At 35.9% G+C, this 23913-nt stretch carries 26 protein-coding genes and 1 pseudogene; 14 read left to right on the top strand and 13 right to left on the bottom strand.

All coding sequences use genetic code 11. The features are described from left to right. Positions 1–254: 254 nt before the first annotated feature. The 4 genes and pseudogenes from JOD18_RS08020 to phaZ form a co-directional block, all read right to left on the bottom strand. The gene (locus JOD18_RS08020) at positions 255–476 is read right to left on the bottom strand and encodes a helix-turn-helix domain-containing protein (protein ID WP_204668437.1); all 222 of its coding nucleotides are present in this window, start codon (positions 474–476) and stop codon (positions 255–257) included. Between the two features lie 10 nt (positions 477–486). Beyond that, positions 487–963 carry a DUF2975 domain-containing protein gene (locus JOD18_RS08025; protein ID WP_204668438.1) on the bottom strand — a complete coding sequence of 159 codons (477 nt, stop codon included), beginning with the start codon at positions 961–963 and terminating at the stop codon, positions 487–489. Between the two features lie 264 nt (positions 964–1227). Then, the gene (locus JOD18_RS08030) at positions 1228–1620 is read right to left on the bottom strand and encodes a TetR/AcrR family transcriptional regulator C-terminal domain-containing protein (protein ID WP_204668439.1); all 393 of its coding nucleotides are present in this window, start codon (positions 1618–1620) and stop codon (positions 1228–1230) included. Positions 1621–1953: 333 nt separating this feature from the next. Further along, positions 1954–2829 (bottom strand): annotated as a pseudogene (phaZ, locus tag JOD18_RS08035) (intracellular short-chain-length polyhydroxyalkanoate depolymerase). A 138-nt stretch (positions 2830–2967) separates the two neighbouring features. On the opposite strand from phaZ, the gene JOD18_RS08045 reads away from it, so the two are divergent. Then, entirely contained in the window at positions 2968–3312 is a 345-nt protein-coding gene (locus tag JOD18_RS08045; RefSeq protein WP_204668442.1) for a hypothetical protein, read from the top strand. An 80-nt stretch (positions 3313–3392) separates the two neighbouring features. On the opposite strand, the gene JOD18_RS08050 is transcribed toward JOD18_RS08045, so the two are convergent. Both JOD18_RS08050 and JOD18_RS08055 read right to left on the bottom strand, forming a co-directional pair. Then, on the bottom strand, positions 3393–4817 hold the full coding sequence (locus tag JOD18_RS08050; protein WP_204668443.1) for a DUF6179 domain-containing protein: 1425 nt from the start codon (positions 4815–4817) through the stop codon (positions 3393–3395). Positions 4818–4820: 3 nt separating this feature from the next. Then, positions 4821–5288 (bottom strand): DUF6323 family protein, encoded by a 468-nt coding sequence (locus JOD18_RS08055; protein WP_204668444.1) that lies wholly within the window; start codon positions 5286–5288, stop codon positions 4821–4823. A gap of 546 nt (positions 5289–5834) precedes the next feature. Here JOD18_RS08055 and JOD18_RS08060 point away from each other — a divergent pair. After that, a complete protein-coding gene (locus JOD18_RS08060) occupies positions 5835–5978 on the top strand; it encodes a MerR family transcriptional regulator (protein WP_204668445.1) in 144 nt (47 codons plus the stop codon). 212 nt (positions 5979–6190) lie between these two features. On the opposite strand, the gene JOD18_RS08065 is transcribed toward JOD18_RS08060, so the two are convergent. After that, positions 6191–6649 (bottom strand): effector binding domain-containing protein, encoded by a 459-nt coding sequence (locus JOD18_RS08065; RefSeq protein WP_239587997.1) that lies wholly within the window; start codon positions 6647–6649, stop codon positions 6191–6193. A 92-nt stretch (positions 6650–6741) separates the two neighbouring features. Between JOD18_RS08065 and JOD18_RS08070 the strand changes: the two genes are divergently transcribed. Continuing rightward, positions 6742–7644 carry a WYL domain-containing protein gene (locus tag JOD18_RS08070; RefSeq protein WP_204668446.1) on the top strand — a complete coding sequence of 301 codons (903 nt, stop codon included), beginning with the start codon at positions 6742–6744 and terminating at the stop codon, positions 7642–7644. 406 nt (positions 7645–8050) lie between these two features. Here JOD18_RS08070 and JOD18_RS08075 read toward each other — a convergent pair whose 3' ends face one another. Together JOD18_RS08075 and JOD18_RS08080 are read right to left on the bottom strand one after the other, a co-directional pair. Next, positions 8051–8641, bottom strand: coding sequence for a GNAT family N-acetyltransferase (locus tag JOD18_RS08075; RefSeq protein ID WP_204668447.1), 591 nt, complete (start codon positions 8639–8641; stop codon positions 8051–8053). Between the two features lie 118 nt (positions 8642–8759). Next, positions 8760–9320, bottom strand: coding sequence for a TetR family transcriptional regulator (locus tag JOD18_RS08080; protein WP_204668448.1), 561 nt, complete (start codon positions 9318–9320; stop codon positions 8760–8762). Between the two features lie 223 nt (positions 9321–9543). On the opposite strand from JOD18_RS08080, the gene JOD18_RS08085 reads away from it, so the two are divergent. The 7 genes from JOD18_RS08085 (at position 9544) to erm (ending at position 16135) form a co-directional block, all read left to right on the top strand. After that, positions 9544–10293, top strand: a complete 750-nt coding sequence (locus JOD18_RS08085; protein ID WP_204668449.1) for an alpha/beta fold hydrolase — start codon at positions 9544–9546, stop codon at positions 10291–10293. A gap of 7 nt (positions 10294–10300) precedes the next feature. Next, positions 10301–10885: a TetR/AcrR family transcriptional regulator gene (locus tag JOD18_RS08090; RefSeq protein ID WP_204668450.1), complete on the top strand. Its 585-nt coding sequence runs from the start codon at positions 10301–10303 to the stop codon at positions 10883–10885. Between the two features lie 567 nt (positions 10886–11452). Then, on the top strand, positions 11453–12265 hold the full coding sequence (locus tag JOD18_RS08095; protein WP_204668451.1) for a DUF899 domain-containing protein: 813 nt from the start codon (positions 11453–11455) through the stop codon (positions 12263–12265). 357 nt (positions 12266–12622) lie between these two features. After that, complete coding sequence (locus JOD18_RS08100) at positions 12623–13552, top strand: DUF2268 domain-containing putative Zn-dependent protease (RefSeq protein ID WP_204668452.1); 930 nt, start codon at positions 12623–12625, stop codon at positions 13550–13552. Beyond that, entirely contained in the window at positions 13527–14327 is an 801-nt protein-coding gene (locus JOD18_RS08105; protein WP_204668453.1) for a MerR family transcriptional regulator, read from the top strand. The genes JOD18_RS08100 and JOD18_RS08105 overlap by 26 nt, the downstream gene beginning before the upstream one ends. A 951-nt stretch (positions 14328–15278) precedes the next feature. Next, positions 15279–15338 carry an erythromycin resistance leader peptide gene (locus JOD18_RS24970; protein ID WP_143740015.1) on the top strand — a complete coding sequence of 20 codons (60 nt, stop codon included), beginning with the start codon at positions 15279–15281 and terminating at the stop codon, positions 15336–15338. A gap of 56 nt (positions 15339–15394) precedes the next feature. Next, on the top strand, positions 15395–16135 hold the full coding sequence (erm, locus tag JOD18_RS08115) for a 23S ribosomal RNA methyltransferase Erm (RefSeq protein ID WP_204668454.1): 741 nt from the start codon (positions 15395–15397) through the stop codon (positions 16133–16135). A gap of 195 nt (positions 16136–16330) precedes the next feature. Here erm and JOD18_RS08120 read toward each other — a convergent pair whose 3' ends face one another. Next, positions 16331–17011, bottom strand: a complete 681-nt coding sequence (locus tag JOD18_RS08120; RefSeq protein ID WP_204668455.1) for a uroporphyrinogen decarboxylase/cobalamine-independent methonine synthase family protein — start codon at positions 17009–17011, stop codon at positions 16331–16333. A gap of 221 nt (positions 17012–17232) precedes the next feature. Continuing rightward, complete coding sequence (locus tag JOD18_RS08125; RefSeq protein ID WP_204668456.1) at positions 17233–17433, bottom strand: hypothetical protein; 201 nt, start codon at positions 17431–17433, stop codon at positions 17233–17235. A 354-nt stretch (positions 17434–17787) separates the two neighbouring features. On the opposite strand from JOD18_RS08125, the gene JOD18_RS08130 reads away from it, so the two are divergent. Together JOD18_RS08130 and JOD18_RS08135 are read left to right on the top strand one after the other, a co-directional pair. Beyond that, positions 17788–18156 (top strand): ArsR/SmtB family transcription factor, encoded by a 369-nt coding sequence (locus JOD18_RS08130; protein ID WP_204668457.1) that lies wholly within the window; start codon positions 17788–17790, stop codon positions 18154–18156. Continuing rightward, positions 18149–20272 (top strand): heavy metal translocating P-type ATPase, encoded by a 2124-nt coding sequence (locus tag JOD18_RS08135; protein ID WP_204668458.1) that lies wholly within the window; start codon positions 18149–18151, stop codon positions 20270–20272. The genes JOD18_RS08130 and JOD18_RS08135 overlap by 8 nt, the downstream gene beginning before the upstream one ends. Before the next feature lie 669 nt (positions 20273–20941). Here the strand turns inward: JOD18_RS08135 and JOD18_RS08140 are convergent. Continuing rightward, positions 20942–21298, bottom strand: coding sequence for an MFS transporter (locus JOD18_RS08140; RefSeq protein ID WP_204668459.1), 357 nt, complete (start codon positions 21296–21298; stop codon positions 20942–20944). Positions 21299–21544: 246 nt separating this feature from the next. After that, positions 21545–21892, bottom strand: coding sequence for a winged helix-turn-helix transcriptional regulator (locus JOD18_RS08145; RefSeq protein ID WP_204668460.1), 348 nt, complete (start codon positions 21890–21892; stop codon positions 21545–21547). Positions 21893–22184: 292 nt separating this feature from the next. Between JOD18_RS08145 and JOD18_RS08150 the strand changes: the two genes are divergently transcribed. Continuing rightward, complete coding sequence (locus tag JOD18_RS08150; RefSeq protein WP_204668461.1) at positions 22185–22343, top strand: hypothetical protein; 159 nt, start codon at positions 22185–22187, stop codon at positions 22341–22343. Positions 22344–22428: 85 nt separating this feature from the next. Then, complete coding sequence (locus tag JOD18_RS08155; RefSeq protein ID WP_204668462.1) at positions 22429–23589, top strand: MFS transporter; 1161 nt, start codon at positions 22429–22431, stop codon at positions 23587–23589. Positions 23590–23913 lie beyond the last annotated feature (324 nt).

Raw genomic sequence — 23913 nt, forward strand, 5'->3', positions numbered from 1 at the left:
AAAATTAATAAAAAATCAAGTACAGCAATGGGTGGCAGGTTTACCTAACTATATCAAGGGTTACTTGTCTATTTCAGTGTGCGAAAGTTGAGTTAGTATGGTTTGTTATATTTACAATCATATTATTTTCATTTGGTTCCATAGAATGCTGTGTACAAGCCGATAAAAACATAACGATCAAACATGAAATGAATAAAAGTAACGATTTCTTCATACGTTCTCATCTCCTTATTGAAATGAAATATTTAACTGATTTATTCTAGGGTATCTTTGTCTTTTCGATATTCAAGGATATCTCCGGGTTGACATTCTAATACCTCACAAATAGCTTCTAACGTTGATAATCGGATTGCTTTTGCTTTTCCATTTTTCAAAATAGAGATGTTAGCCATAGTGACTCCGACTCTTTCGGATAGTTCTGTTACACTCATTTTTCTCTTTGCTAACATCACATCAATATGGATGATAATGGTCACTTTCTTCACCTCAGATCGTCAAATCATTTTCCGATTTTATTTCTAAAGCATTTTTTAATAACTTTTGAAGAACTTCAGTAAAAACCGCAATAACAATGGCAGTAAACGTAATGGTAAACCCGATAATTGCTAATCCTGGGTGAAAGGCATTTTGTGATATAAGAAACATAATCCCTATCACATATAAAATACTGATGACAACTGCACAGTATTTGATATGTTTTAAACTCTTGACAGATAAGTCGGAAAAGGCATTGTTATGATCTATGTAATGTAAAAGTTTTAGAGCCTGATATAAAGCAATGAAAAATGGACCCGCTGTGATATACATGCCAATTAAAACAGGATATTGCAAATAAGCAAACTCTGGAAACATTTCTGCGGTGTAATTTGCTAACCGTGGCAGCAAAAATACACACAAAATAAGTATTGTTATTCCAATAAGATAAACAGCAACCTTTAAAAAGAGTGTTGTTCTTCGTGTCATACAAAGCACCTCACTTATTTATTGTTAGTATTAGCTTACTATATTGTTTATCGTTTTACAATAAATTTTTATTATAATTTAATTGATTATTATTGTTTTACTAATGTGTTTCATTATTTGGAAAAATAAAAAAGCATCCCACTTGAAACAGAGATACTTTAAAAATATGTCGCTGATCTTTCTTTATAGTACCGTTTACAACCAAGCTCTGCTGATGACACATAAATATGTTAGATACTATTGAATCGGAAAAGCAGTGTCATCTTATTTAATTCCCATTAAATCAAATGGTGCAATCATTCTTGTTTTCTGGATAAACAGCGCAATATCTTCATATGTTGCATCCGTGTCATTTTCAAGCCAATATAAGATGGTGTTAACAATGCCGGAGATAATAAATTGGTCGGTGTACTCTTTATCGATAAAATCCAGTGCATAGCTGAATTCCATTTTTTTTAAACCGTTTTGTAAAAATAAGTGTAGACAGCCATTATTTTTTTGTAGAAGGAGGCATCGCCATTTTTGTCTAATAGTATTTTGAAGTAATCGGCATGTAAATCGATGTATTTTAAGGTTTCTGTTAAAATTAAGCTGAGTCCTGTAGTTTCCCATTTTTGACGGTGGGAATGTACTGTTGGATGTTTGAAAGAATTTCATCAAATTTTAAAGTTAATTGGTCGATAAGTTCTGCCTCCACCTTTTCCAATAAATCATATTTATCCAAAAAATGCAGGTAGAAGGTACCGCGATTTATGTTGGCTTGTTAGGCAATTTCCATAACGGTTACAGCCTCTATTCCTTTTTCATCAACTAACTTCATAAAAGTATCGATAATATTTGATCTTGTTTGATTAGTGATTCCCAATTTCTATGTCACTCTTTGGCATCGTGCCTTTTTATAATGAGTGCAGCATTGCTTAAGCAGTTACGAGCAATTCATCCTATACAATAATCAGCAGTAATATAGTTTGATCCTAATGTAATCGGCTGTCAAAACATTTCTTCCATGCCAGCCAGTATTTCTTCCAATTGATCCACAAGAGGGGAATGACCGCAATTCTTTAACACTCGTAATCTGGCATTTGGCAAGGCTTCCACGGTATCTTTGGTATCCTGTAAGGTAACGATCTGATCTTGCTCTCCCCAATAACTTAACACATGGGTTTGTATTTGTGTTATTTTCCCATTGCCTTGGCTATAACCATTATACTGATCGGAAATATTAAAATGGGCAAGAATCCAATACATATCTTCCAGATTTCTTTGTTTCATGGTTTCTTTAATCAATAACTGTGACATAGAATCAGCGGGCTTTTTATTTGTATAAATACCTGAGTGCCACATGTCATGTAAAGTATTAAAATCGTGATGTCGAATGGCTGTTGCAGGTATTGCTATTTCGGGATCGTATGACATCTCTGTTTTACTTGCATAATAATCTCTGGTATTTCTACCTGAAGCATCTTTCTTTTGTAATGGATCACCTCTATGACTGACCGAGTTCAAGAGAATCAGCCCTTCTACTAAATCGGGGTAATCAATAGCAAATTGCATGCAAACTGGACCTCCGGCAGACCAACCGACAAGGGAGATCTTTTAGATATGCATGGCCTCCATAAATAAACGAATATCATCTGAAAGATCGCGAACAGTTTCAATTGGAGAATGGTAAGTACTGTCGCCAAAACCTCTTAAGTCAAGTGCATACACGGTATACGCAGTTGAATCCGTTCGGTTTAGTAATGTGTAATAATGTGCACTGGAACACATATTACCATGAATCAAGATCACCACTTTTTCTCCATGACCTTTTACTTGATAAGCAATAATCTCGTTATTATTTAGTTTTACTTTGTTCTTCAGCATGTATGGCTACCTCCTAATCCTAAGAGTTTTTACATCTCGTTGCAATCATCTGTCATTCCTATTTTATAACAAAGTGTAAGGTGAGTTTATCGATAAATCAAATATTTACAATGTAATAAGAGAATAAATGGAATAAGGTTGCATCTCTTATTTAAAAAGAAGCAAAAACATCAATTAATTGACATTTCAAATTATTCATTATATATGGAGGTGATTATTATATTTGAAGTTAATCAATCTTGGGGATATCTTCTAAGTAAAATAGGGCAAGAAATGGGGGAAAGTTTTGCACAAAAATTATTAGATTACGAGATTACAGCAAGAGATTTTGGGATATTATCTACTATTTATAATAATGAGCACGTAACGCAAAAAGATATTGGCTTATTATTGACTTTTATTAGAAATGGATTCAATGTGAAAGAACTGCTGGGCGGAATTGCTGCTTGGAACATACTGAAACTTCCTGTAGAAGCCTTATAAATAATGAAAGCAGCGGATCAGATGATAAGATTCGCTGCTTTCCATTTGAGTCATAGAAACAATTGTCATTATTTTTGTACTCAATAAAAGGAAATATACTCATAGTTCATTTCAGCAATCAGCTGTCCGATAGTTTGGAGCCGTTGATTGTCTAATTTTTGCATAAATTCAATATAACACAATTCCCATTCATGCTCTGTTTCCATATCATCAGCCACCATGTCAGCGAACTGACGATTTCCTTCTCGTAAGTTCTCGTAGAATACAATTTTAGCTAAAATAGCTAGTTCAATATTTCCGAAAGTATCAAAAAGTGCATGATATTCACTGCCAAACAGACAGCCTGTATGCAGCAAATCTAAGTAATCAGGCAGTGAATCGACAGATTTTTTGAGGAGTTGTATTTTCTCTTCGATATCGTCACTTTCTAGAAGGCGATCTACTAATTTGCGCATTTGTAAATCACTCATTCGATCATTCTCATGTAACTTGAACTCGAGTGTTTGTTCATTTGCTTGTATGTCTCGGATGATAAGTGTTTCAAAGCTGCCGATTTTTGCAGTGTTGTTCACCCTTTCGATCAACTCAGGCCTGTACAAATCGATATAACTAGTTAGTGCTTGCTCTGTTTGCAGGCTTTCTTGCAATTGATCGATTGCTTTATCCACCCATTTAGTCCTTTGATCAGCAGAACAAGCCATTAATTTTCGATTCAAATGCTTAAATTGAATGTCGGAAATTCGTACATTGTTGGCTGTTTTTCCAGACAGGATGGAAAAAACAGTATTGTTCAACATTAATTCAAATATATTAAACAGGTCAATTTGATAATTACAGCGGTTGATCTTGCCGAAATTTGTTAAAACATACATTAAATCCTGATGGCTAAAAAAGTGACAGAACCTTGTTTCCATTTGTAATCGTTCTACATATTGTTTCATGTAAAAAACACCTTGCAGCTGCATATCGTCAATGGCTAAAGGATAATCAATACTTGCCATCGTATTTTGAGCTTCAAATATAATATTATAATGTTTGATAAACAAAGGCAGTGATTCATCAATCGTCATATTATAGGCATCAACTGGTACATCTAGCTTCATTTTTTTAACTTCTTGATATAAACGTTTAGTGTCTTCCATATAATGACGCAGTAATTCAACACCTTCAGCATGGATACCTTGAATACTTTCTTTATTTAAATACATAATAGCTTTTTCGGGATTGCTAAATTGAAGGGTACAGGCATCGACAGCATACATCAGAGAGGTCATAATCCCTTCCGCTGTGTCCGATGTGACCGATGTACTCTCTCCTTGGGTATGCCGCTGTATTAATTGCTGGAGCACTTGGATAAGTTCTACCTGTATTTGGTAAACTTTTTGCTGGCTAATCAAACCTAGCCTCTGACCTTCTTGCAGAAGCGACAGTGTATATTGACTTCGTTTCAAGTGTGAAGGATCGATCATACGATTAGAAAGCGAACCTTGTTTGTCTAGTTCCATACACTATTCATCCCTTTCCCATAAAGAATTATGTTGCACTATATTGCTTCTGGAAGTCTCCGCAAGTTCTTCCATTTTACTTCTTAATAGTTCTAAAGATCCTGCACAAGGTCCATTATAAAAATCACTCATCTGTTGGATTAGCTTGCTGTCACCAATAGTATCTTCTGTTTCATTTTTTAGATAATAAAATATCTCTTGGAGTTCATTTAAAATCTCTATATAATGATCTTGATCGATATAAGGGGAGGCAGAAAATACTAGGATTAGCTCTTTTAACACACCAGTGCTCAGTTCTATCCTTGCATGATCACGCAATACTTTTTTTCTGAACGCTAACAATGATTTAGCTTCATTGGAGGTTAGGATCAAGCCTTGCTCTTTCGTTGTTTCATTTAAACGAACCAATTCCATCACTATTTCGGAATTATTTGATAGTTGGATAGAATGTAGCACATCGGATAAATTCATCCTATTTCTCCTTTCTGGAATCCGTCATCTGTCGCAGAGATTATGACTTGGAATCAAATAATCATTTTTAGACAAGGTTGTTTCGAATAACTCATCAGACCAATGATTAAACAGAAGTATCATTCCTCCTTTTTGGACTGTTAAGGTGTTTCACATGAAAGAACAAAAGCGCCTGTTTAGCAACGTACGGATCTAGACACAGCTACTCTTGTACGTCTACGTTATCTATATGGGCTTTTCAAACCATAAAAAAATAGGATTCCCCTGCCCATGAGAATCCTATTTTATACTTAAATTTCATAATTGTAAATTATAGCATAAAATAAAAATTTTGTCAAATATTTAGCTCTTTTTATTGTATAATATTTACAAATGAAGGTAGGCTTCTCACATCATAAAAACATATCGGTTGTTAGGAAAGGGGAGGTTCCCTTTAAAGGTCTAATTAGCCTCCTTGGTTCATCAAACGAGATCACTTTTAGTAACCTCGTTTGATCACCATCGAGTTAACGGATTAACACTCACTTGCTTCCGCAATAAGGGAAAATGCTTCTTATTCAGGAAATGCTGGAGGAAGGCTTTACTTTAGATGCAGCGATAAAGAAAGTGGAAAAACGGATGGTTACCTTGAACGAAGCCTTTCGTAAGTTGGCAGATACGGTGCCGGAGAAAGAGGGAGACAGAGGTTAATAAGATATTTATGGCAGAACTGCTTTTGTTATTGCCAAAAAGATAAAACAGCGCATAGGAGATTATGAAGGAGCTGTTGTAGAGGATGTTTAGCATGTTTTTCTACTCGCAATTTAATCTCCTCATAATCGTCACAATAACTATGCTGGGTAAAAAGACTGACAGATGCTGTTTGAGGACCTGTCAGTCTCTCACCTCAGCTGTTAGCCATTTTAATCACGTGTAATGGGTACCCATAATTCTACCTCGGCGTTTGCTGGGTCTCCATTTACAAGTACCTCCAGAATTTCTTTTCCATTATACGATGCAGCCTGTTCTTTATCTGAAAAAAAGCGATCTTCCAGCTGATCAAATAGATGTCTGGATAATCCCTCTTGTGCAGCAAATACGGTATAATCCTGTGACGCTATTTCCAATTGCTCATATCCATCCAGGTTATTATCAGATAGAACACCAGCAAAATATCTAATCCCTTTTTCAATAGGAATAATAACGGCGTAGCCCTTCTTATCTTTGGATAGCGGCATCAGTTCTTTCATCATTCCGATTTGAAATAATTTCTTATAGAAGGCGGTTTTTTCTTGTGAATAACCTGGATCATGCACCCCTTTTCCTTCGATTTCTATACTTCTTCCAATAAATTCACATGCTTGTCTATGCTTTATCTGCATATGTATAACCTCCTTATCTTTTATGCTATAATACTATCAAACATAATATGGCATCTGTCTGTCATATTAAAAATAAAAAGGGCGTGTTTATCGTGAAAATAGATAGACATATGGGAATTGTTGCTTATTTGATAGACCATCGAAAAACGACTGCCAAAGAACTCTCGGAAACATTTCAAGTAAATAGAAGAACGATTATGCGTGACATAGATGATCTGACACTGGCCGGTATTCCTCTGTATTGTAAGAAAGGTAAGAATGGCGGCATTTATTTAATGGATTCCGTCAAAATGAATAAACCCCCTTTAACCAAAACAGAATTAATCTCAATTGAAAACAGTTTAAAGAGCCGACTCCAAGTACTCAATGACGATGCTGCTTTTCACGCCATCCTTAAGCTGAATAGAGTGGAAGGAATATCTGATTTTGACATCGATTTGTCACTTTCAAAAGGCAATACCGAATTAAGAAAACGGGTGTTGGATTTACTTTTGGCTGTGCGAAATACCCAGCTTATTTGTTTTGACTATATCAATTCACAAGGGGAAGAATCACAGAAAACAGTGGAGCCTTACCGCATTGTATTTAAGGATAAAAGCTGGTATATGGATGCTTATTGTTATACAACGGAACGTTTCAATGTCTATAAGCTGGCCAGGATGTCCAGTTTAGCTATAAAAGGAACATTTTCTAAACGAAATTATCAACCTATTATTTATAATGGGGGAGAGTGGATGGAAAAAGATAAAATTTCCGTCGAACTGCTTGTAAACAAGATTGTCGTAGATAAATTTCTGGAGTTGCTAGGAAAAGACAATGTGAAAAAAGTAGATGATTCCTGGTATACGGTTGTTTACCCATTAAAGGATAATGTATTTGGGTATAATAAGCTGCTGAGTTACGGGAAATTTGTAAAAGTAGTTTCTCCAGAAGTTTTTCGTAACCATTTTATGGAGTATATTGATGAAGTCAAGCATTTATATCGTTTAAGCTAACTAGTGTAGTGACTTATACAATAGGAGCCTTTGCGAAATAATCTATCCATCGCTATTGACACACTACACTATCAGAGATTGTTCAAAAAGATCAAAAAAATAATGTATCGAATGTTGAAGTTAACAATAGGGGAACTTTTGCTAGGCTGACTCACATTGTATAGATAACAAAGAAGTTAACTCATCCTATGGTCCGCTACTCACGAATGAAAAGCATATACTCCATTCCTTGGAAAGAGCCTGCTTTGTTTACGTGCAAGCTCGTCTCCTTGAAAAAGAAAACCCACTTTTTCTGCGCCCAAGCCTGTCTGCTTAAAGCGGAGCCACCGTGAACTTTCAACGACGAACAGGATGTGCTAGCTCGAGGTTGTAATGCGATGTTACGAACTTAACCGATGACGGCCTTTTATTTCTCTAACTTCATATAGATACGTTCTTTAAAATTTTTTAAAAAAGAAAATCTTTCTTTCTTCCTTTCCATATCAATAAATCCTAGTTTGGCATACATATGATAGGCTATTTTATTCGTATCGATCACTTCTAAAATAAAACGCTGATAAGAGGTATGGTGTAAAACATGTTGAAATAGAGCTGTAGAAACTCCTTTTCCACGAGCTTGTACAGAGGTGGCAACACATTCAATATATCCTGTATCATCTTCATACGGAAGCCTTTTATTAAAATCATCTTTCATGAAGTGATATCCCAATTTGCCCTTTACAAATCCAAAGTGTTTTTTCAATGTATGTCGATCAATGCTGAGTCCACGTGCTTTATTGTTAGAGCAAGCAAGTATCCCTACGATTTCTCCATTTAGCATAGCAAGATAGAAAACTTCTGGATTTAGCATTTTTTGAAAAGCATCCACTACATTTTCACGGTCATGGGAGAAAAAGCCTAATTCTTCCTTATAACCATCAACAAATACTTCAGCGGCTTTTCTGCTTACATCACTGTCAAAATCCCTCATTTGCTTGACTTCTATTTTATTTTGCATCCTATTCCACTCCTTCTCTTAGAGCAACTCTAAGTCTATAGTTTTCAATCATTGTAATTAGAAACTATTTTAGTTTTAATAGTTTTCGTAAAAAAAGAGGAAGGCCATAAACCTCTTTTTATGCTTCTTTAGAAATCAATCCATATAAGAGGACATCTGCAATTTGTGATAAAGCTTCCGTAATCGAAATGTCGTTTACGATATAAAAATGCTGATCTTGAGCTGTTTCAACTGCTCCTCTTATCATCTTTACAATCAAGCTTGCATTTTTATTGACAATAATACCTTCACGAATACCTTGTGTAATTAAAGCATCCATTTCATCCCAGTCTTTTGTATAGAGTTCAGATAATTTTTCCCATTGTTTTGGATAAGAACGTTTGATTTGTTCTAATGTTGGCCGATCGTAAAGTTCCATATGAGTTGGCAAAGTGATAATCAGTTCTTTTATTTTCTCGATCAATGGCATCTCATCATCGTGTAAAATGCGCTTATGTTTTTCATCGACTTCAGAAAAAGAATCATCGATTAATGCCTCCAAAATATCAGCTTTAGATGAAAAATGTTCATACAGTGTACGTTTACTAATCCCCAGTCTGCGTACAAGATCATCCATTGTAAATTTAATACCATTGTGTTTTAATTCTTCTGCGAACCCTCGAGTGATGCGATGTTTCACAAGTAGCACCTCCTTATAAAACTAAATAAACCATTAAAGTTTTATTGTTTCTGTCATTAGTATACAGGATATGTGATTTTGTTGCAAATCGTTATTTTTAATCTGTTTATAACGTTTAGAAAAACATGCAGCTTATAGATATAACCTATTGCATATTTAATATTGACTAACTGGTCACTCAATAATAGAATGAATCTAAAATCATGCATAGGAGGAGATTTCAATGGATTTGCATTATACAATAGACGGTAATGGACATCCCATTGTTCTTATTCACAGCGGTGGAGCTGACTTGCGAGACTGGACATTTGTTGCGCCTCTTTTAGCAAATCATTACATGGTTGTTCGTTATGATGGACGAGGAGCTGGAAAATCACCAGATCCAACAGGAGATGTAAATTGCGTAGAAGATTTGAGGAAACTTCTTGACCACTTAAATATTGCTAAAGCTACCTTGATCGGACATTCGATGGGTGGTCAGGTGGCTACAGATTTTTCATTGGAGTACCCTGAATACGTCTCAGAATTAATTGTCATCGCTCCAGCATTGACTGGTTTTAACTATTCATCTGATTTTGTAGACTATATGAATAAAGTAAATGCGGCTGCTCCAGATATAGAAAAAATGATTGAAGTTTCACAAAGCGCCCCATCATATCGTGTCGTTCAAGCAAGTCCTCATAAAGAGCTTGCTGATGAAATGCTGCGACACCATATTAAGCGGAGCTTTGATTGGCCAGTTTTTGAAATGATTTGGCCACATCCTCCTGCAATGGAGAGACTGGATGATTTAACTGTTAAAACATTGTTTATCATTGGAACGGAAGAATTACCTGATAACCTGCGTGTTGCTGATTATTTTCGAAAAGAGGCAGGTGTACAAATTATAGAAATTTCCGATGCAGATCATATGGTTACGTTAACACATCCTGAATATTTGTATCATCATATTATAGAATTTTTGGAGGATTGATGTTTACATGCCAAGAACACCACAGGAAAACGAGCGCATTCGGCAGTTAGCTAAAGAAGGTATTTTAGCAGCTGCGATGGATTTATTTATTACACAGGGATATCACTCGACTTCGATCAGCAGTATTGCTAAGCAGGCTGATGTATCAAAGGGGCTTCTTTACAATTACTTTAAAGGGAAAGAAGAACTTCTGGCGACTATGGTGGATAGGAGAGTTGGCGAAATAGTTGACGTGATGAATCAAGCACAGACTTTAGAAACGCCAATAGAGCAGCTTAAACATATTATTGAAGGAGCGATCGATAATGTTTATAAGAATCCAGAAGTATTCCGTTTCTATCTTCACCTGCAAACACAGCCTGAAGCAGATCATGAACTGATCCAATACAGTCGTCTTCTTATAGAAGAGAATGCCAGACAGTTTGAGTTTCAATGTGAGATATTTGAAAAGCTGGGAGTCAAAGAAGCCCGAAAACGGTCGCTGTACTTTTCATCTACACTTCAAGGAATTATGTTGATGATATCTACGTATCCGCAACAGTTTCCCATCGAAGAAATAAAACAACAGATCATGCAAGAGTTTTGTAACTAGCTTTCTTTTAAGTAAGTTTATTATTTATTGAAATAAGGTGGAGGTTAATTGATGAAAATAGCATTATGTATGAGCACATGCCTCATCTTTTTAAATGAGGGGTGGCTCATATTGCCTAAATACCAGTAACATACGGGGCTTTAACACCTGAGGCACTTTGGTTTGCAGGCTCTGGTCTGGCTTTAATTATGCTGTCAAGCCTTACATATATGTTGGTATCAGCTGAAAAGCGAACAAGCTTCTACATGATCGGCCATGGCGCCAACTTGTCTGGTATCATTTTGATTGCCCTGTCAGTGCACCGCATATCTTTTTTTATTTATATTGTTACTTACATAAACGATTTGTTCTTTGGTATTTCATATGAAAAGACAGAAGCAATAGTGTCCAAAAAGGTTATCGGGACAAAGCTTTATTACTTTTGAGAAAGGAGAACAATACATCATACTTCACTCAGACACCCTAGTGACAAGTTTGTTTGTGTGAATCAACTTTTAGCAATCGACAAGAAGTCCATAGCTATTGTATGTGATAAGCTTAAGAAAACAAATGAGGGGAGAATATCAGATGAATAAAGCGAAAAATTATCCGCAACTACCAAACATCGTATCACAGGATGAATGGCTTGTGGATCGTAAAGAATTGCTGGTTAAAGAGAAGGAGTTCACAAAAGCACGGGATGAACTGAATGCGGAACGACGCCGACTTCCTATGGTAGAGATTGAAAAGAACTATGTTTTTGATGGTCCGTATGGTAAACAAAGCCTGTTGGATTTGTTTGAAGGACGTCCGCAGCTTATTGTACAGCATTTTATGTTTGATCCTGATTGGGAAGCAGGCTGTCCAGCTTGTTCGCTCGCGACGGACAACATGGGTCATCTCGCCCATCTTCATGCACGAAACACGTCATTGGCTATGATATCCCGTGCTCCATTTTCTAAGCTTCAACGTTATAAAGAACGTATGGGATGGGATATTCCTTGGTATTCGTCCTTCGATAGTGACTTTAACTATGATTTTCACGTTACATTGGACGAATCCGTTGCCCCGATTGAATATAACTACCAAACCAAGGATGAGCTAACTCAAAAAGGTGTACCTGTTGATTCAGGAGGGTCAATGGAGGTGCCTGGGTTTAGTACCTTTCTTCGAGATGGTGAAAGAATTTTTCACACGTATACGACTTACGCCCGTGGAACTGATTTGCTAATCGGCACCTTTAACTATCTTGACTTAACAGCACTCGGCAGACAAGAGGACTGGGAACAGCCTTCTGGACGCAGTGATGGACAGGGACAGACATGGCTTCGCCGTCATGACGAATATGATGATACCATAGAGTCTGATTCCTGCTGCCATTCAAAACAGGGGGATTTATAAGCAATCGTTTTTATGAAGAAACAGGCACACAAATGGGGTAGAAAGTGTGCCTGTTTTGCGTAAAAGGCAAGGAAAAGCAGGGGAATGCAGCACTTGTTGGTGAAATACAAAACGATATACATACTTATAAATAATATTGTATTCGTAGAATCAGATAGATTGCTTTGAGAGTGTTGGAAGCTGCTGAACAAACTATCGCTGAATTTAATCAATTAGGTGTTCCAATGCATCAGGCACGTGTTTTTCTCCCTTTCCTGATTGAAATTTCATTTTTATCAAACAATATTTTATTTTTAGCTTGACTGTCACGTAACGTGATGCTGTAGGTTAAAAGAAAGTATGAAAAGGTGTGATAAAATGAATATCAAAATGTTACGATCAGATAAGATTTATCAGAAAGTGATCGCTGCGCCACCAAGCGAAAAAAAAGAACTATATCGTCAGGAAATGCTAGGTCCCTATAAAGGAAAGTGGGAGATACAACAAATTCCATTCCGGGCAGATGATGAGCATGGATTTGATGTATTGACGATAAATAATATGGCTCATCTGTCACCAGAAATGATAACGCCTGAAATAGAACCGGAGCTGAAACTGATTTCCTCTGATACATTATGGGATGAGTTAAAGCAGACGATGGAACTCTGCTTCAACCAATTTAGCCAACAGGGAATTACCTTACCTGTATCTGACTATTTATTCACCATTTTATTAGGGAATCCAAATAGTCAAATATTAAACCTGAGTGAAGGATATAGTGGAGAGGGAGGCATTCCCGGTTATATGATTTGCAGTTTAATTCCAAATGATTATACACTGAAGCGGTTAAAACCGGCTTTGGCACACGAATGTAATCATAATGTCCGTTACCAATTTATCGAATGGAATGAGAAAATTAATCTAGGAGAATTGATTGTCAGTGAAGGACTTGCCGAAAATTTTGCGACCTCTTTGTATGGCGAGAATTTAATTGGACCTTGGGTCAGCAAAACAGATGCCAATACATTGAATAATATTATTAAACCGATATTAGGGGAACATTTAGAAATAACCGGATTACAGCAAATCATGGCATATCTTTATGGAGATGAAGTGGCTAAATTACAGGGGTTACCAGTTGTAGGAGGAGTACCGTATAGTGCTGGATATGCGTGTGGTTATCATTTAATCAAGTATTATCTGCAAAAAACAGGAAAATCGATTGTGGAAGCAACGACACTTCCAGCTAATGATATCTTAAGCGAGGTGGAAGAATTTTGGGATGAAGAAACCGTACTACACCGTTAAAGACGTGATTACTATGACAGGAATAACGAAAAGAACCCTGCATTATTATGATGAAATTCATTTGTTAAAGCCGGGAAGCTATTCCAATAAAGGATATCGTCTTTATAATCAAGAGGATGTACAGAAATTGCGGATGATTTTGCTGTTAAAAGAGCTCGATTTATCTTTGAAAGAAATAGCAGTTATTATCCAAATGCCAAAGCAAGAACAAAAGGATGTTTTGAAAGGGCATTATGAGGCAATGCAACTAAAAAAACAAAGATTAGACCGGACACTCACTAATTTAGAAGAGTTTATTGCTGGAAAAGATATCTACAATTTAGATGTGTTTCAGGACGGTGACATATTGCCATTGAAGGAACAGTATCACATGGAAGCGAAATATGTCTATGGAAATACGGAGAAGTTTCAAGAAATGGAGAAAAATATGCAACACATTCCTGACGAAGAAAAGGCTGCAATCTTTGAATCATTTGATCAGAATATGCAGGATGTATTCAAGCAATTTGCCAATCTCTCGAAAGAATCTCCTGCCTCTGAAAACGTACAGCAAGTGGTTCAGGAGTGGAAAAGCAGTTTAGAACAGTTTATGACTTGTGATAACGAAATCCTTCACTGTATTGCTTACACATATAAGAAAGACAAAGCCTTTCAAGCGTATATCAATCAATTTGGAGATGACACGTTAAATGAATTTGTCTATCAAGCTATTATGCAGTATTGCGGGGATGAAAAACAAAAACCAAGTCCATATAGGATTAATTCCCCTAATTGAACTACCCCCACTTAATTTTCCAATGAAAATTTGAAGTGGGAGATTCCTGCGAACACCGTGCATCTACCAGTTTTTTAGCAGGCTAACCCCGTCATCCCGACGGTTCGTGCAGACATATATAGTTATACCCAAACTTCGAAAAAGCAGTTGGGTTTCTTTTTTTATACAAAAGAGTAGCACCTGTTTGATTGGTAACTTGCAAGATTAAAAAATACATAGCAGGGGGGAGTGCTTTACATGTGAGTAGAAGTTAATTTTTTATAGTGTTTCCTGAACCTTATCTAACTAATATCAAATAATAGCGTTTTATTTTTTTAGAAGTTATTGAAATAGGATGTCTTTTACAGTAATAAAGACATTTATTAGAATGTAATTGTAAATGGTATCATTTATAGGTTGGGTATTCGGAAGAATCTGGATTAACATAATTAATATATTGAGAGGGGGTATTACAATCGAATTAACGGAACGTCAAATAAGCCTAATCAAATTGTTAATGCCTGCCTGAACATCATAAATTTCTTAAGTTAAATACGACGAGTATCTCGGAAGATAAGATTGATGAAGGAGTGCAATTCATTCAAGCAGCAATTGAGGCAAGTAAACTATTATAAAAGGTTATTCAAGGAGATGGGACAGAAACAAGTAAAAAAGAGTAAGTGACTTTCTACATGTTGCAGCAGGAAGTCATTTTTTCACAGTATCTGAATCACGACATCTTCTGCCAAAGTTAATCTATCACTGTCACAACAAAATAAGGGATATCTTTTTATGCTGCAAAGAGCATTACAAGTCATTATTGAGTGGAACAAGAGTTTTGAACCTGATAAATATGTGTGCTAATATAAGTTCAAATGTAAGGAGGAATTCTAATGGGTTTATACTCTATTTTTGTAATTGATATTCTTCATTATTAATTTCAACTATACCAAATAATGAAGGGGAATGTATATGTGTATTTTTTGTATTTTTGTAATAGATACAGTTCATTATCAACCAAATGAAAAATAAAAGGTTATGATGAATTGTTGAAATAAATTCATTGTAACCTTATTGGAGAGGTTATAATGAACAAAAAAAATATAAAAGTCAGTCAGAATTTTATTACTTCCAAATATTGTATAGGAAAAATATTAAATCAGATAAGTTTAAACGTTAAAGATCATGTGTTTGAGATAGGAGCAGGTAAGGGCCACTTTACTTTAGAACTGGTAAAAAGATGTAATTACGTAACAGCAATAGAAATGGATCCTAGATTATATGATATAATAAATAATAAGCTTTTAAACTATTCTAATTATCAAATTGTCAATGCTGATATATTGCAGTTTAAGTTTCCTAGCCAAAAACCATATAAAATATACGGTAATATACCTTATAATATAAGTACAAGTATAGTCAGAAAAATTGTATTAGAAAGTACGGCTGCAGTAAGTTATTTAATTGTAGAAGATGGATTTGCTAAAAGATTATTAAATACAAACAGATCACTAGCATTACACTTAATGACAGAGGTGGACATTTCTATTCTAGCAAAAATTCCAAGAGGTCATTTTCATCCGAAACCTAAAGTGGACAGTGTGTTAATCATGTTAAAAAGAAAATCAACAAAAATGTCATCCAAAGAGAGAAAATTATATGAATACTTTGTGATGAAATGGGTTAATAAAGAATATAAAAAATTGTTCACAAAAAATCAATTTAATAAAGCACTAAAACATGCAGGAATAAATGATATAAAAAATGTTGAATTCGACCAATTTTTATCCCTTTTTAATAGCTATAAACTATTTAATTGTTCAAAGTGATATATAAACTTGATGAGAAATAGAGAACTTAGAATAAGGCGCTTATTATTAAGGGAGAATTAATCTTTAATCATTAACAGGATAGCAAACCATTAGCTGCTATCCTGTTGCTTTTTGGTATTAGAAACTATATTTTAACTTAATAGATTCTGTACTTTTTAGAGGTTCAATTAAAATGAACGTCTTTTTGTAATGCTACAGAAAATCTCGACAGGAAACTAAGAGATCAATCTTTTTCCACTGTATTTCTTCATCAATGGTGTTTCCTTCTTCAACAGAAGCGAAACCACATTGTGGAGAGAGGGCGATGTTATCACCCACCACCGCTTTGGCTTCCAAGTATCTTTTCTTAATATCGTCATGTGTTTCCAGCGCTGGGTTTTTGGTGGAGATAAGCCCTGCTACAAATGTCGCATTTGTTTCTTTCAACAATGCCCAAGGCGCAAAGGAACCGGAGCGATCATCATCATATTCAACAAAGAAACCATCATAAGGAATCGTGCTTATGATTTCTGCGACTGAGTCATAAAATTCTGAGAAGAGTGGATTTCCCTTGAAGTTTCCTTTACAGAAGTGATTAGCAATAATCATTCCTTCTGGTTTATGCTCCAATGCCTTTGTAGAAACTCTTCTAAACCATTCGAGAATTTCCTCTTTTTGATAGCCAAGTGCTGTCACTTTTTCGTTGAATCTATCATCAATCATATATGTCCATGAGGTATCATCAATCTGTAGATAACGGCAGCCGTGATCATATAACTCTTGAATTGCTGCTTGAAATGCTGTTCCAGTATCCTCAATAACCAGATCAATATCATTTCCATAATAAGGTGTATCCTTGATACCCAGTTGAAGAAAATGATCAACCAGAATCATATTCGGTCCAGAGATGGCTTTCTTTGCTTCTACTCCATCATATTTCTCAGCAAGACTATGTAAATAATCCCATGCTTCTATTTCTGGATGATGCTTGTTCTTATCATAAGCAATTTTGCCTTAATGCAGCCTAACTCAATGTGTTTAATTACCCCATTCATTTCCTTTTTAAAATGCTTGGTGGTAAAGCCGTCAAATTCCTTCAGCCAGTCAAGATGCCACTATCTTCGTCTGAATTCCCCGTCTGTAACGAATTTAAGACCGTGTGCCACTTGCTTTTCTACCAAATCTGCAATGGCTTGATCTTCCACTTCTCTTAACGCTTTTAAATCGATTTCACCATTAAAATATTTTGCCTGGGCATTTTTGATTTCCTCAGGTCTTAAAAATGAACCGACTATATCATATTTTATATTTAACATTATTACATCACCTCATATCAGAAATGAATTAATTATATGTTAACGGATCAAAGTTTGTGAAATATTTAACATATTGTTCCCTATTAGCACTTTAAAAAGTGTAAAAAATGAAATATTCAACACATCTAACACATGTTCTGAAAGGCGGCATTTTGTCAACAGTTGCCACTTTATAGTTTTTTAGAAACGAGATCTGTATAAGATAAATCAATTGGACAACATTCTAATCTAATTCTCATAATTATAATCCCTAAAAGTTATTTACTCTCCTATTCAAATATACACTTGAATGAATAAGGGAGATAAGATACTATATAATCAAATGCATATTTGAATGAAAATGGAGTGATAAAATTGACTAAAAAAGATATGTGTGAAGTTTATTGTTATGACGAGGAAAAAGTCAATCGCATACAAGAAGAATTACAAAATGAAGATTTATCTCATGTTTCTCAATTATTCAAAGTACTCGCAGATGAAAATAGAACAAAAATATCTTATGCATTATGTCTTGATGAGGAATTATGTGTATGTGATATTGCGAATATCATTGGCTCAACTGTAGCAACTGCTTCCCATCATTTACGTACGCTTCATAAACAAAAAATTGTGAAGTACCGGAAAGAGGGAAAACTTGCTTTTTACTCATTGAATAATGAACATATTAAGCAATTAATTTCGATTACGTTAGTCTATCAGAAAGAAGAGAAAATAAATGTCTGAACTATTTGCGAAAGAAGAAATGAAAGCTTATCGTGTGCAAGGATTCAGTTGTGCAGGCTGTGCAAAAACTTTTGAAAATAACGTCAAGAAATTACAAGGTGTAGAAGACGCCGAAGTTAATTTTGGAGCAGCAAAGGTTTATGTTAAAGGACAAACAACGATTGAAGAACTAGAAAAAGCAGGATCGTTTGAAAATTTAAAGGTTCGAGATGAAAAAGAACAAAAAATAGAGCATAAACCTTTTTGGAAACAAAAAGAAACTATAAAAGTCTATATTTCAGCCATATTACTTTTAGTTAGTTGGTTTGTAGGAAAACAATTAGGAGAGGAACATTTCCTGCCGACTATCGGGTATGCAGCGTCTATTTTAATTGGCGGCTACACGCTCTTTATTAAAGGTCTTAGAAATCTAAGCAAATTACAATTCGATATGAACACACTTATGACTATAGCGATTATTGGTGCAGCTATCATCGGTGAGTGGTTGGAAGGAGCAACAGTTGTTATTCTTTTTGCTATTAGTGAAGCGTTAGAGCGTTACTCTATGGATAAAGCTCGTCAATCGATAGAATCGTTAATGGATATTGCACCAAAAGAAGCATTGATTCGTCGAGGCAATCAAGTAATGAGTATCCATGTAGATGATATTCAAATTGGCGATATTATGCTTGTAAAGCCTGGTCAGAAATTAGCAATGGATGGTACCGTTTTGAAAGGAACATCTACCTTAAATCAAGCTGCCATTACAGGTGAAAGTGTTCCAGTTACGAAAACAGCAGGGGATGAAGTATTTGCTGGAACATTAAATGAAGAAGGCTTGCTTGAGGTAAGCGTAACTAAACGAGTGGAAGATACTACACTTTCAAAAATTATTCATCTTGTTGAAGAAGCACAAGCAGAACGTGCACCTTCTCAAGCGTTCGTCGATAAATTTGCTAAATATTATACACCAGCTATTGTGATTTTAGCTATGTTGATTGCTGTTATGCCACCATTAGTTTTTGCTGGAGATTGGAGTGCGTGGATTTATCAAGGATTAGCTGTACTTGTAGTTGGTTGTCCTTGTGCTCTCGTTGTTTCTACGCCAGTAGCCGTAGTGACTGCCATAGGGAACGCTGCAAAAAATGGGGTTTTAATTAAGGGCGGTGTCTATTTAGAAGAAGCGGGAAATCTTAAGGCTATTGCTTTTGATAAAACAGGAACATTAACAAAAGGTATTCCTACTGTCACAGATGTTGTAACGTATAGTGGGAGTGAAAATGAATTATTAACCATTACAGCAGCAATTGAAAAGGGATCACAGCACCCTCTTGCTTCCGCTATTATCAGAAGGGCGGAAGAAAAAGGATTACATTTCAACGATATATCTATGGACGAATTCCAATCTATTACAGGAAAAGGGGTTAAAGCAAGGATAAAACATGAAATATATTATGTAGGGAGCCCAAGTCTGTTTGAAGAATTGCATAATCAAATAAGAAGTAACCAAAAAGAAAAAATTACCGGTTTACAAACAGCGGGAAAAACAGTCATGGTTTTAGGAACAGAAGCAGAGATTCTTGCATTGATTGCGGTGGCAGATGAAATAAGAGAATCATCCAAAGAAGTTATCAGCCAATTAAATCATCTAGGAATCGAAACAGTTATGTTGACAGGTGATAATCAACGAACTGCAAAGGCGATTGGACAACAAGCTGGGGTTGTAGATATCGAAGCTGATTTACTTCCAGAAGATAAGTTGGCTTTTATTAAAGAACTTCGGGGGAAATATCAACATGCAGCTATGGTTGGGGATGGTGTGAATGACGCTCCAGCACTTGCAGCTTCTACGATTGGGGTAGCCATGGGCGGTGCAGGAACTGATACAGCATTAGAAACAGCAGATATCGCTCTTATGTCAGATGATTTAAAAAAGTTACCATATACCGTTCAATTAAGCCGAAAAGCATTGACGATTATCAAACAGAATATTAGCTTTTCTTTGGGAATTAAAGCTGTTGCTTTACTGTTAGTTGTACCTGGTTGGTTAACATTATGGATAGCAATATTTGCAGATATGGGAGCCACATTACTTGTGACACTAAACAGTTTACGATTATTGAGGGTAAAGAAATGAGACATTCGATGGCATATGACGTAATAATTATTGGCGGCGGGCAAGCTGGTTTAGTATGGAATTTTCGCTAAAACAGAAAAACCTTCCTTTCGTTATCTTTATAAGGCTGTTTGGGATTACTTATGGCTTTAAAAAGGTAATCACAATATTAAAAACGTCATTTGAACGGTATTTACCGACAGATGACGTTTTTTATAGAGTTAATGATGCAGGAATAATTATTTTGATTAAACGTTGAAAAGGGACGTGATTTCTTTCATTGGGGGAATGTGCATGATTTAGTATAATAAATATCGGGGTGCCCCTCTTATTAAACATTACTCGGATCAGACCCTAACCTCTAAAAAATTTCAATAATCCCCTGCTTAAGTTGCTATTTATTTTTGACTTACACACTTGACAACCTTGGTACATATCAAAAACTGTATATCCTAAAGCATCAGCATGAGTAGTGTTCAAGACGTGTAAAATTATGAAACTATTAAAGTTTTAAGATTCTGATCATGAAAAAAGTAGATCAGTATGTGTTTCTTACAAAAAGTAAAGACCTAATAGCATTTAATGATCAAATAAGGATGTAAGTATGGATGTAAACCTTCTTATTGCTTCGATTGCCTTATAAAGGAAAGTTGATCCACCGTTTTAATCAGAATTATATGTATCTTATTCTCAATTTCTTCGCCCATAAACCAATAAAACAATCGAAAAGAACACCCTTATCGCTGTAATAACAGCACCTGTTAGATTTACAGATGCCATGTTAAAGCATGCACGTATCGTTTCTCCGCCTAGGTATGCTCCAACAGCATTCGCTAAATTAAATGCAGAGATATTGACGGCTGCGGCAAGCGTAGAACCTTCTTTGGCGGTTTGGACAATTTTTGTTTGTAATAACGGCACGGTTGCAAAAGCGGTAAAACCGAATAGAAAAACAATGATGGAGGCCAGTGGTTTATCATGAACGGTCCAAGTGAATAATGTCAAAATGATTGTTAACAGTACTAAGGTAATCATTAATGTCGGCATTAGTGAACGATTAGCATGCTTCCCCGCTGCAAGGGTTCCTAAAAAGGACCCGATCCCAAATATAAATAAAAAAGGTCGTAATAGCCTCTACCGGAAATCCAGCAAAAATTTCCGTCTGTGGCACAATATATGTGTAGGAAGCAAATACACCTCCATATCCAAAAATAGTAATGAGTAAAACAAGCATAATTTGTGGATTTTTAAATGCGCCCAATTCTGATTTCAAGGACTGGTTGTCGTTGTTATTCATCCATTTTCTGAAGCATATTTATCCATTTTTTTAAATTCCTCATGAGTAAACCCCCATGCACACATTTCTCTTAAAATATGTTCCAATGATTTTCCATGTGTTGATAAAGAATATTCTACCCTTGGCGGAATTTCCTGATAAACAACTCGGGTGACCAGTCCGTCTTTTTCTAATTCTCTAAGTTGCTGTGTTAGCATTCCCTGCGTTATTTCAGGCATTAAACGTCTTAATTCACCAAAGCGCTTTGTTCCTTTTTCTAAAAGGATAAATAGTATGTGAGGTTTCCATTTTCCACCAATTGCTTGAAGTGCGGAAACAATTCCGTATTTTGATAGATCGTCCAAAAGAATCTTCCTCCTTTATAGTAAATGCTAATAGTCACTATTTCATACTAAGTATGTTAATCATACCAGAGAAAAAGAAGAATGATAATAAATCAGCCTTACAGCAATTTTCTGGATAATTAAAAAAATATAAAAGCTGTACATTAGACAGGACTTCATTTGTACCTTTTACCATACTAAGTATGAAAAATATATCTACTTTTCAAGTTGCATCCTGCCCACCATAATTAGTAATCAGGGGAGGGGACATCAATGACATCAATGTTAAAAAATATAGGGGCACTTGTTGCTGGTGGAGGTCGGGACACCGGGGAGCGGCCTTGGCCTTCGCTTATGTTCATACTGCAGAAGAAGAGCAGGGGCATTGTCAGAAATACGTGCTCTTGGACAGCAAGGAAAAGCAATTCAGGTTGATATCAGTAATCTGGAAGAAATCATTGCAGATAAATAAAACAATTTTTTGTACCAAACATTACAATATAATGCTTATTTGTAAACTGTTTCGTAAATAAAAAATGAATTTGGAGTGAACACAATTGCCTTTTGTAGTCTTTATACTAGGTTTTCTTATTTTTTCACAAACAACATCAGAATTTATGGTAGCGGGAATTATGCCTTCCCTGTCAGAAGAGTTTGGCGTATCTATTGCAGCGATTGGCTACCTTATTTCAGCTTATGCAGTAGGAATGATTGTAGGTGGACCAATCCTAACCATCGCTTTACTAAAGGTTCCACTAAAGAAAGGATTAACGGCTTTAACATTTGTATTTCTGATTGGACAAACCATTGCAGCGATCTCCCCTAATTATGAAGTGATGATAGCAGCACGTGTGATACAGGGGATTGCTTCTTCGGCAACATTTGGAACAGCCATATCACTTGCCTATCAACTCGTTCCCGCTCATTCACGAGCACGTGCGGCTTCCGTTGTATTAGGCGGTTTAATGATCGCAACAGCAGCCGGAGTACCGTTTGCTATGGTGTTTAATTTGTATCTAGGCTGGCGTGCCAGTTTTTGGGCTGTTGTTGTTTTGGTATTTATAGCAGCCATATTGGTGCAATTTCTTATTCCCGCTCTTGAATCACAAGAAAAAGGAACTGTTAGTGTCAAAAAAGAACTTAGTTCCTTTAAAAACTACCGTTTATGGGCTGCCTATACAACAAATGTATTTATTATCGGTGCTACCTTTGCCGCATTTAGCTATTTTACACCGATCCTGACTACTGTTACAGGATTTAGCCCAGGGGTTGTTCCATTTATTTTGGGAATCTATGGTGTAGCAACTGTTATTGGTAATATTGCGGTCGGCAGGTTAGCAGACTTGCATATGATGCCTACCATGATGGTTGGGCTTTTTATCCTGACAGCTGCCTTAATTCTATTTGGCTTCTTTGCCGCAATTCCAGTCATCGCTGTTGTCGCAGTTATTATCATTGGTTTAGTTGGCGTGTCCTTGAATCCAGCGATGGCGAAACGTGTGCTTACCGTTTCTAATACAGGAACACTCGTAGCCACGGTAAATAACTCGATGATTAATCTCGGTCTGATGATTGGTTCGTCTGTTGGTGGTATAACGATTGACGCTGGCTTTGGACTTACTTCTCCTTTATGGGTCGGGGTTGTTCTGGCAGTTATCGGTTTGATTACTTTACTTCCGGTTATTCGAGGGGAAATCCCTGCTGCCCATGGTTCATAGGGGAAAAGTAGAAGCTTTTGAAAGTGTGTGTTTAAAATTAATATGTTTAACAGACATTATTATCTATGACAATACGAGTTGTTCTGTTTCTATTATTGGATCTTTATCCCATATATTTTGATTAAATGCTTTCTTTCTCAATCACACAAGGAATCTAGAATCGGTTTTAAACTGCAGCTGTAGTCACTTCATTCCTATTCTATTTTTGAGGAGTTTTGATTATAAATGATTTGATTGATCATTTCGTTGTCTACAGTTGGCTACAATTAAATAAAAGGGGATGTTGCATAATGGAAACTACATGGTGCGACAGTTCCTCTTTTT

Origin of the sequence: Gracilibacillus alcaliphilus (assembly GCF_016909015.1) — a bacterium.
Classification (GTDB): Bacteria; Bacillota; Bacilli; order Bacillales; family Amphibacillaceae; genus Gracilibacillus; species Gracilibacillus alcaliphilus.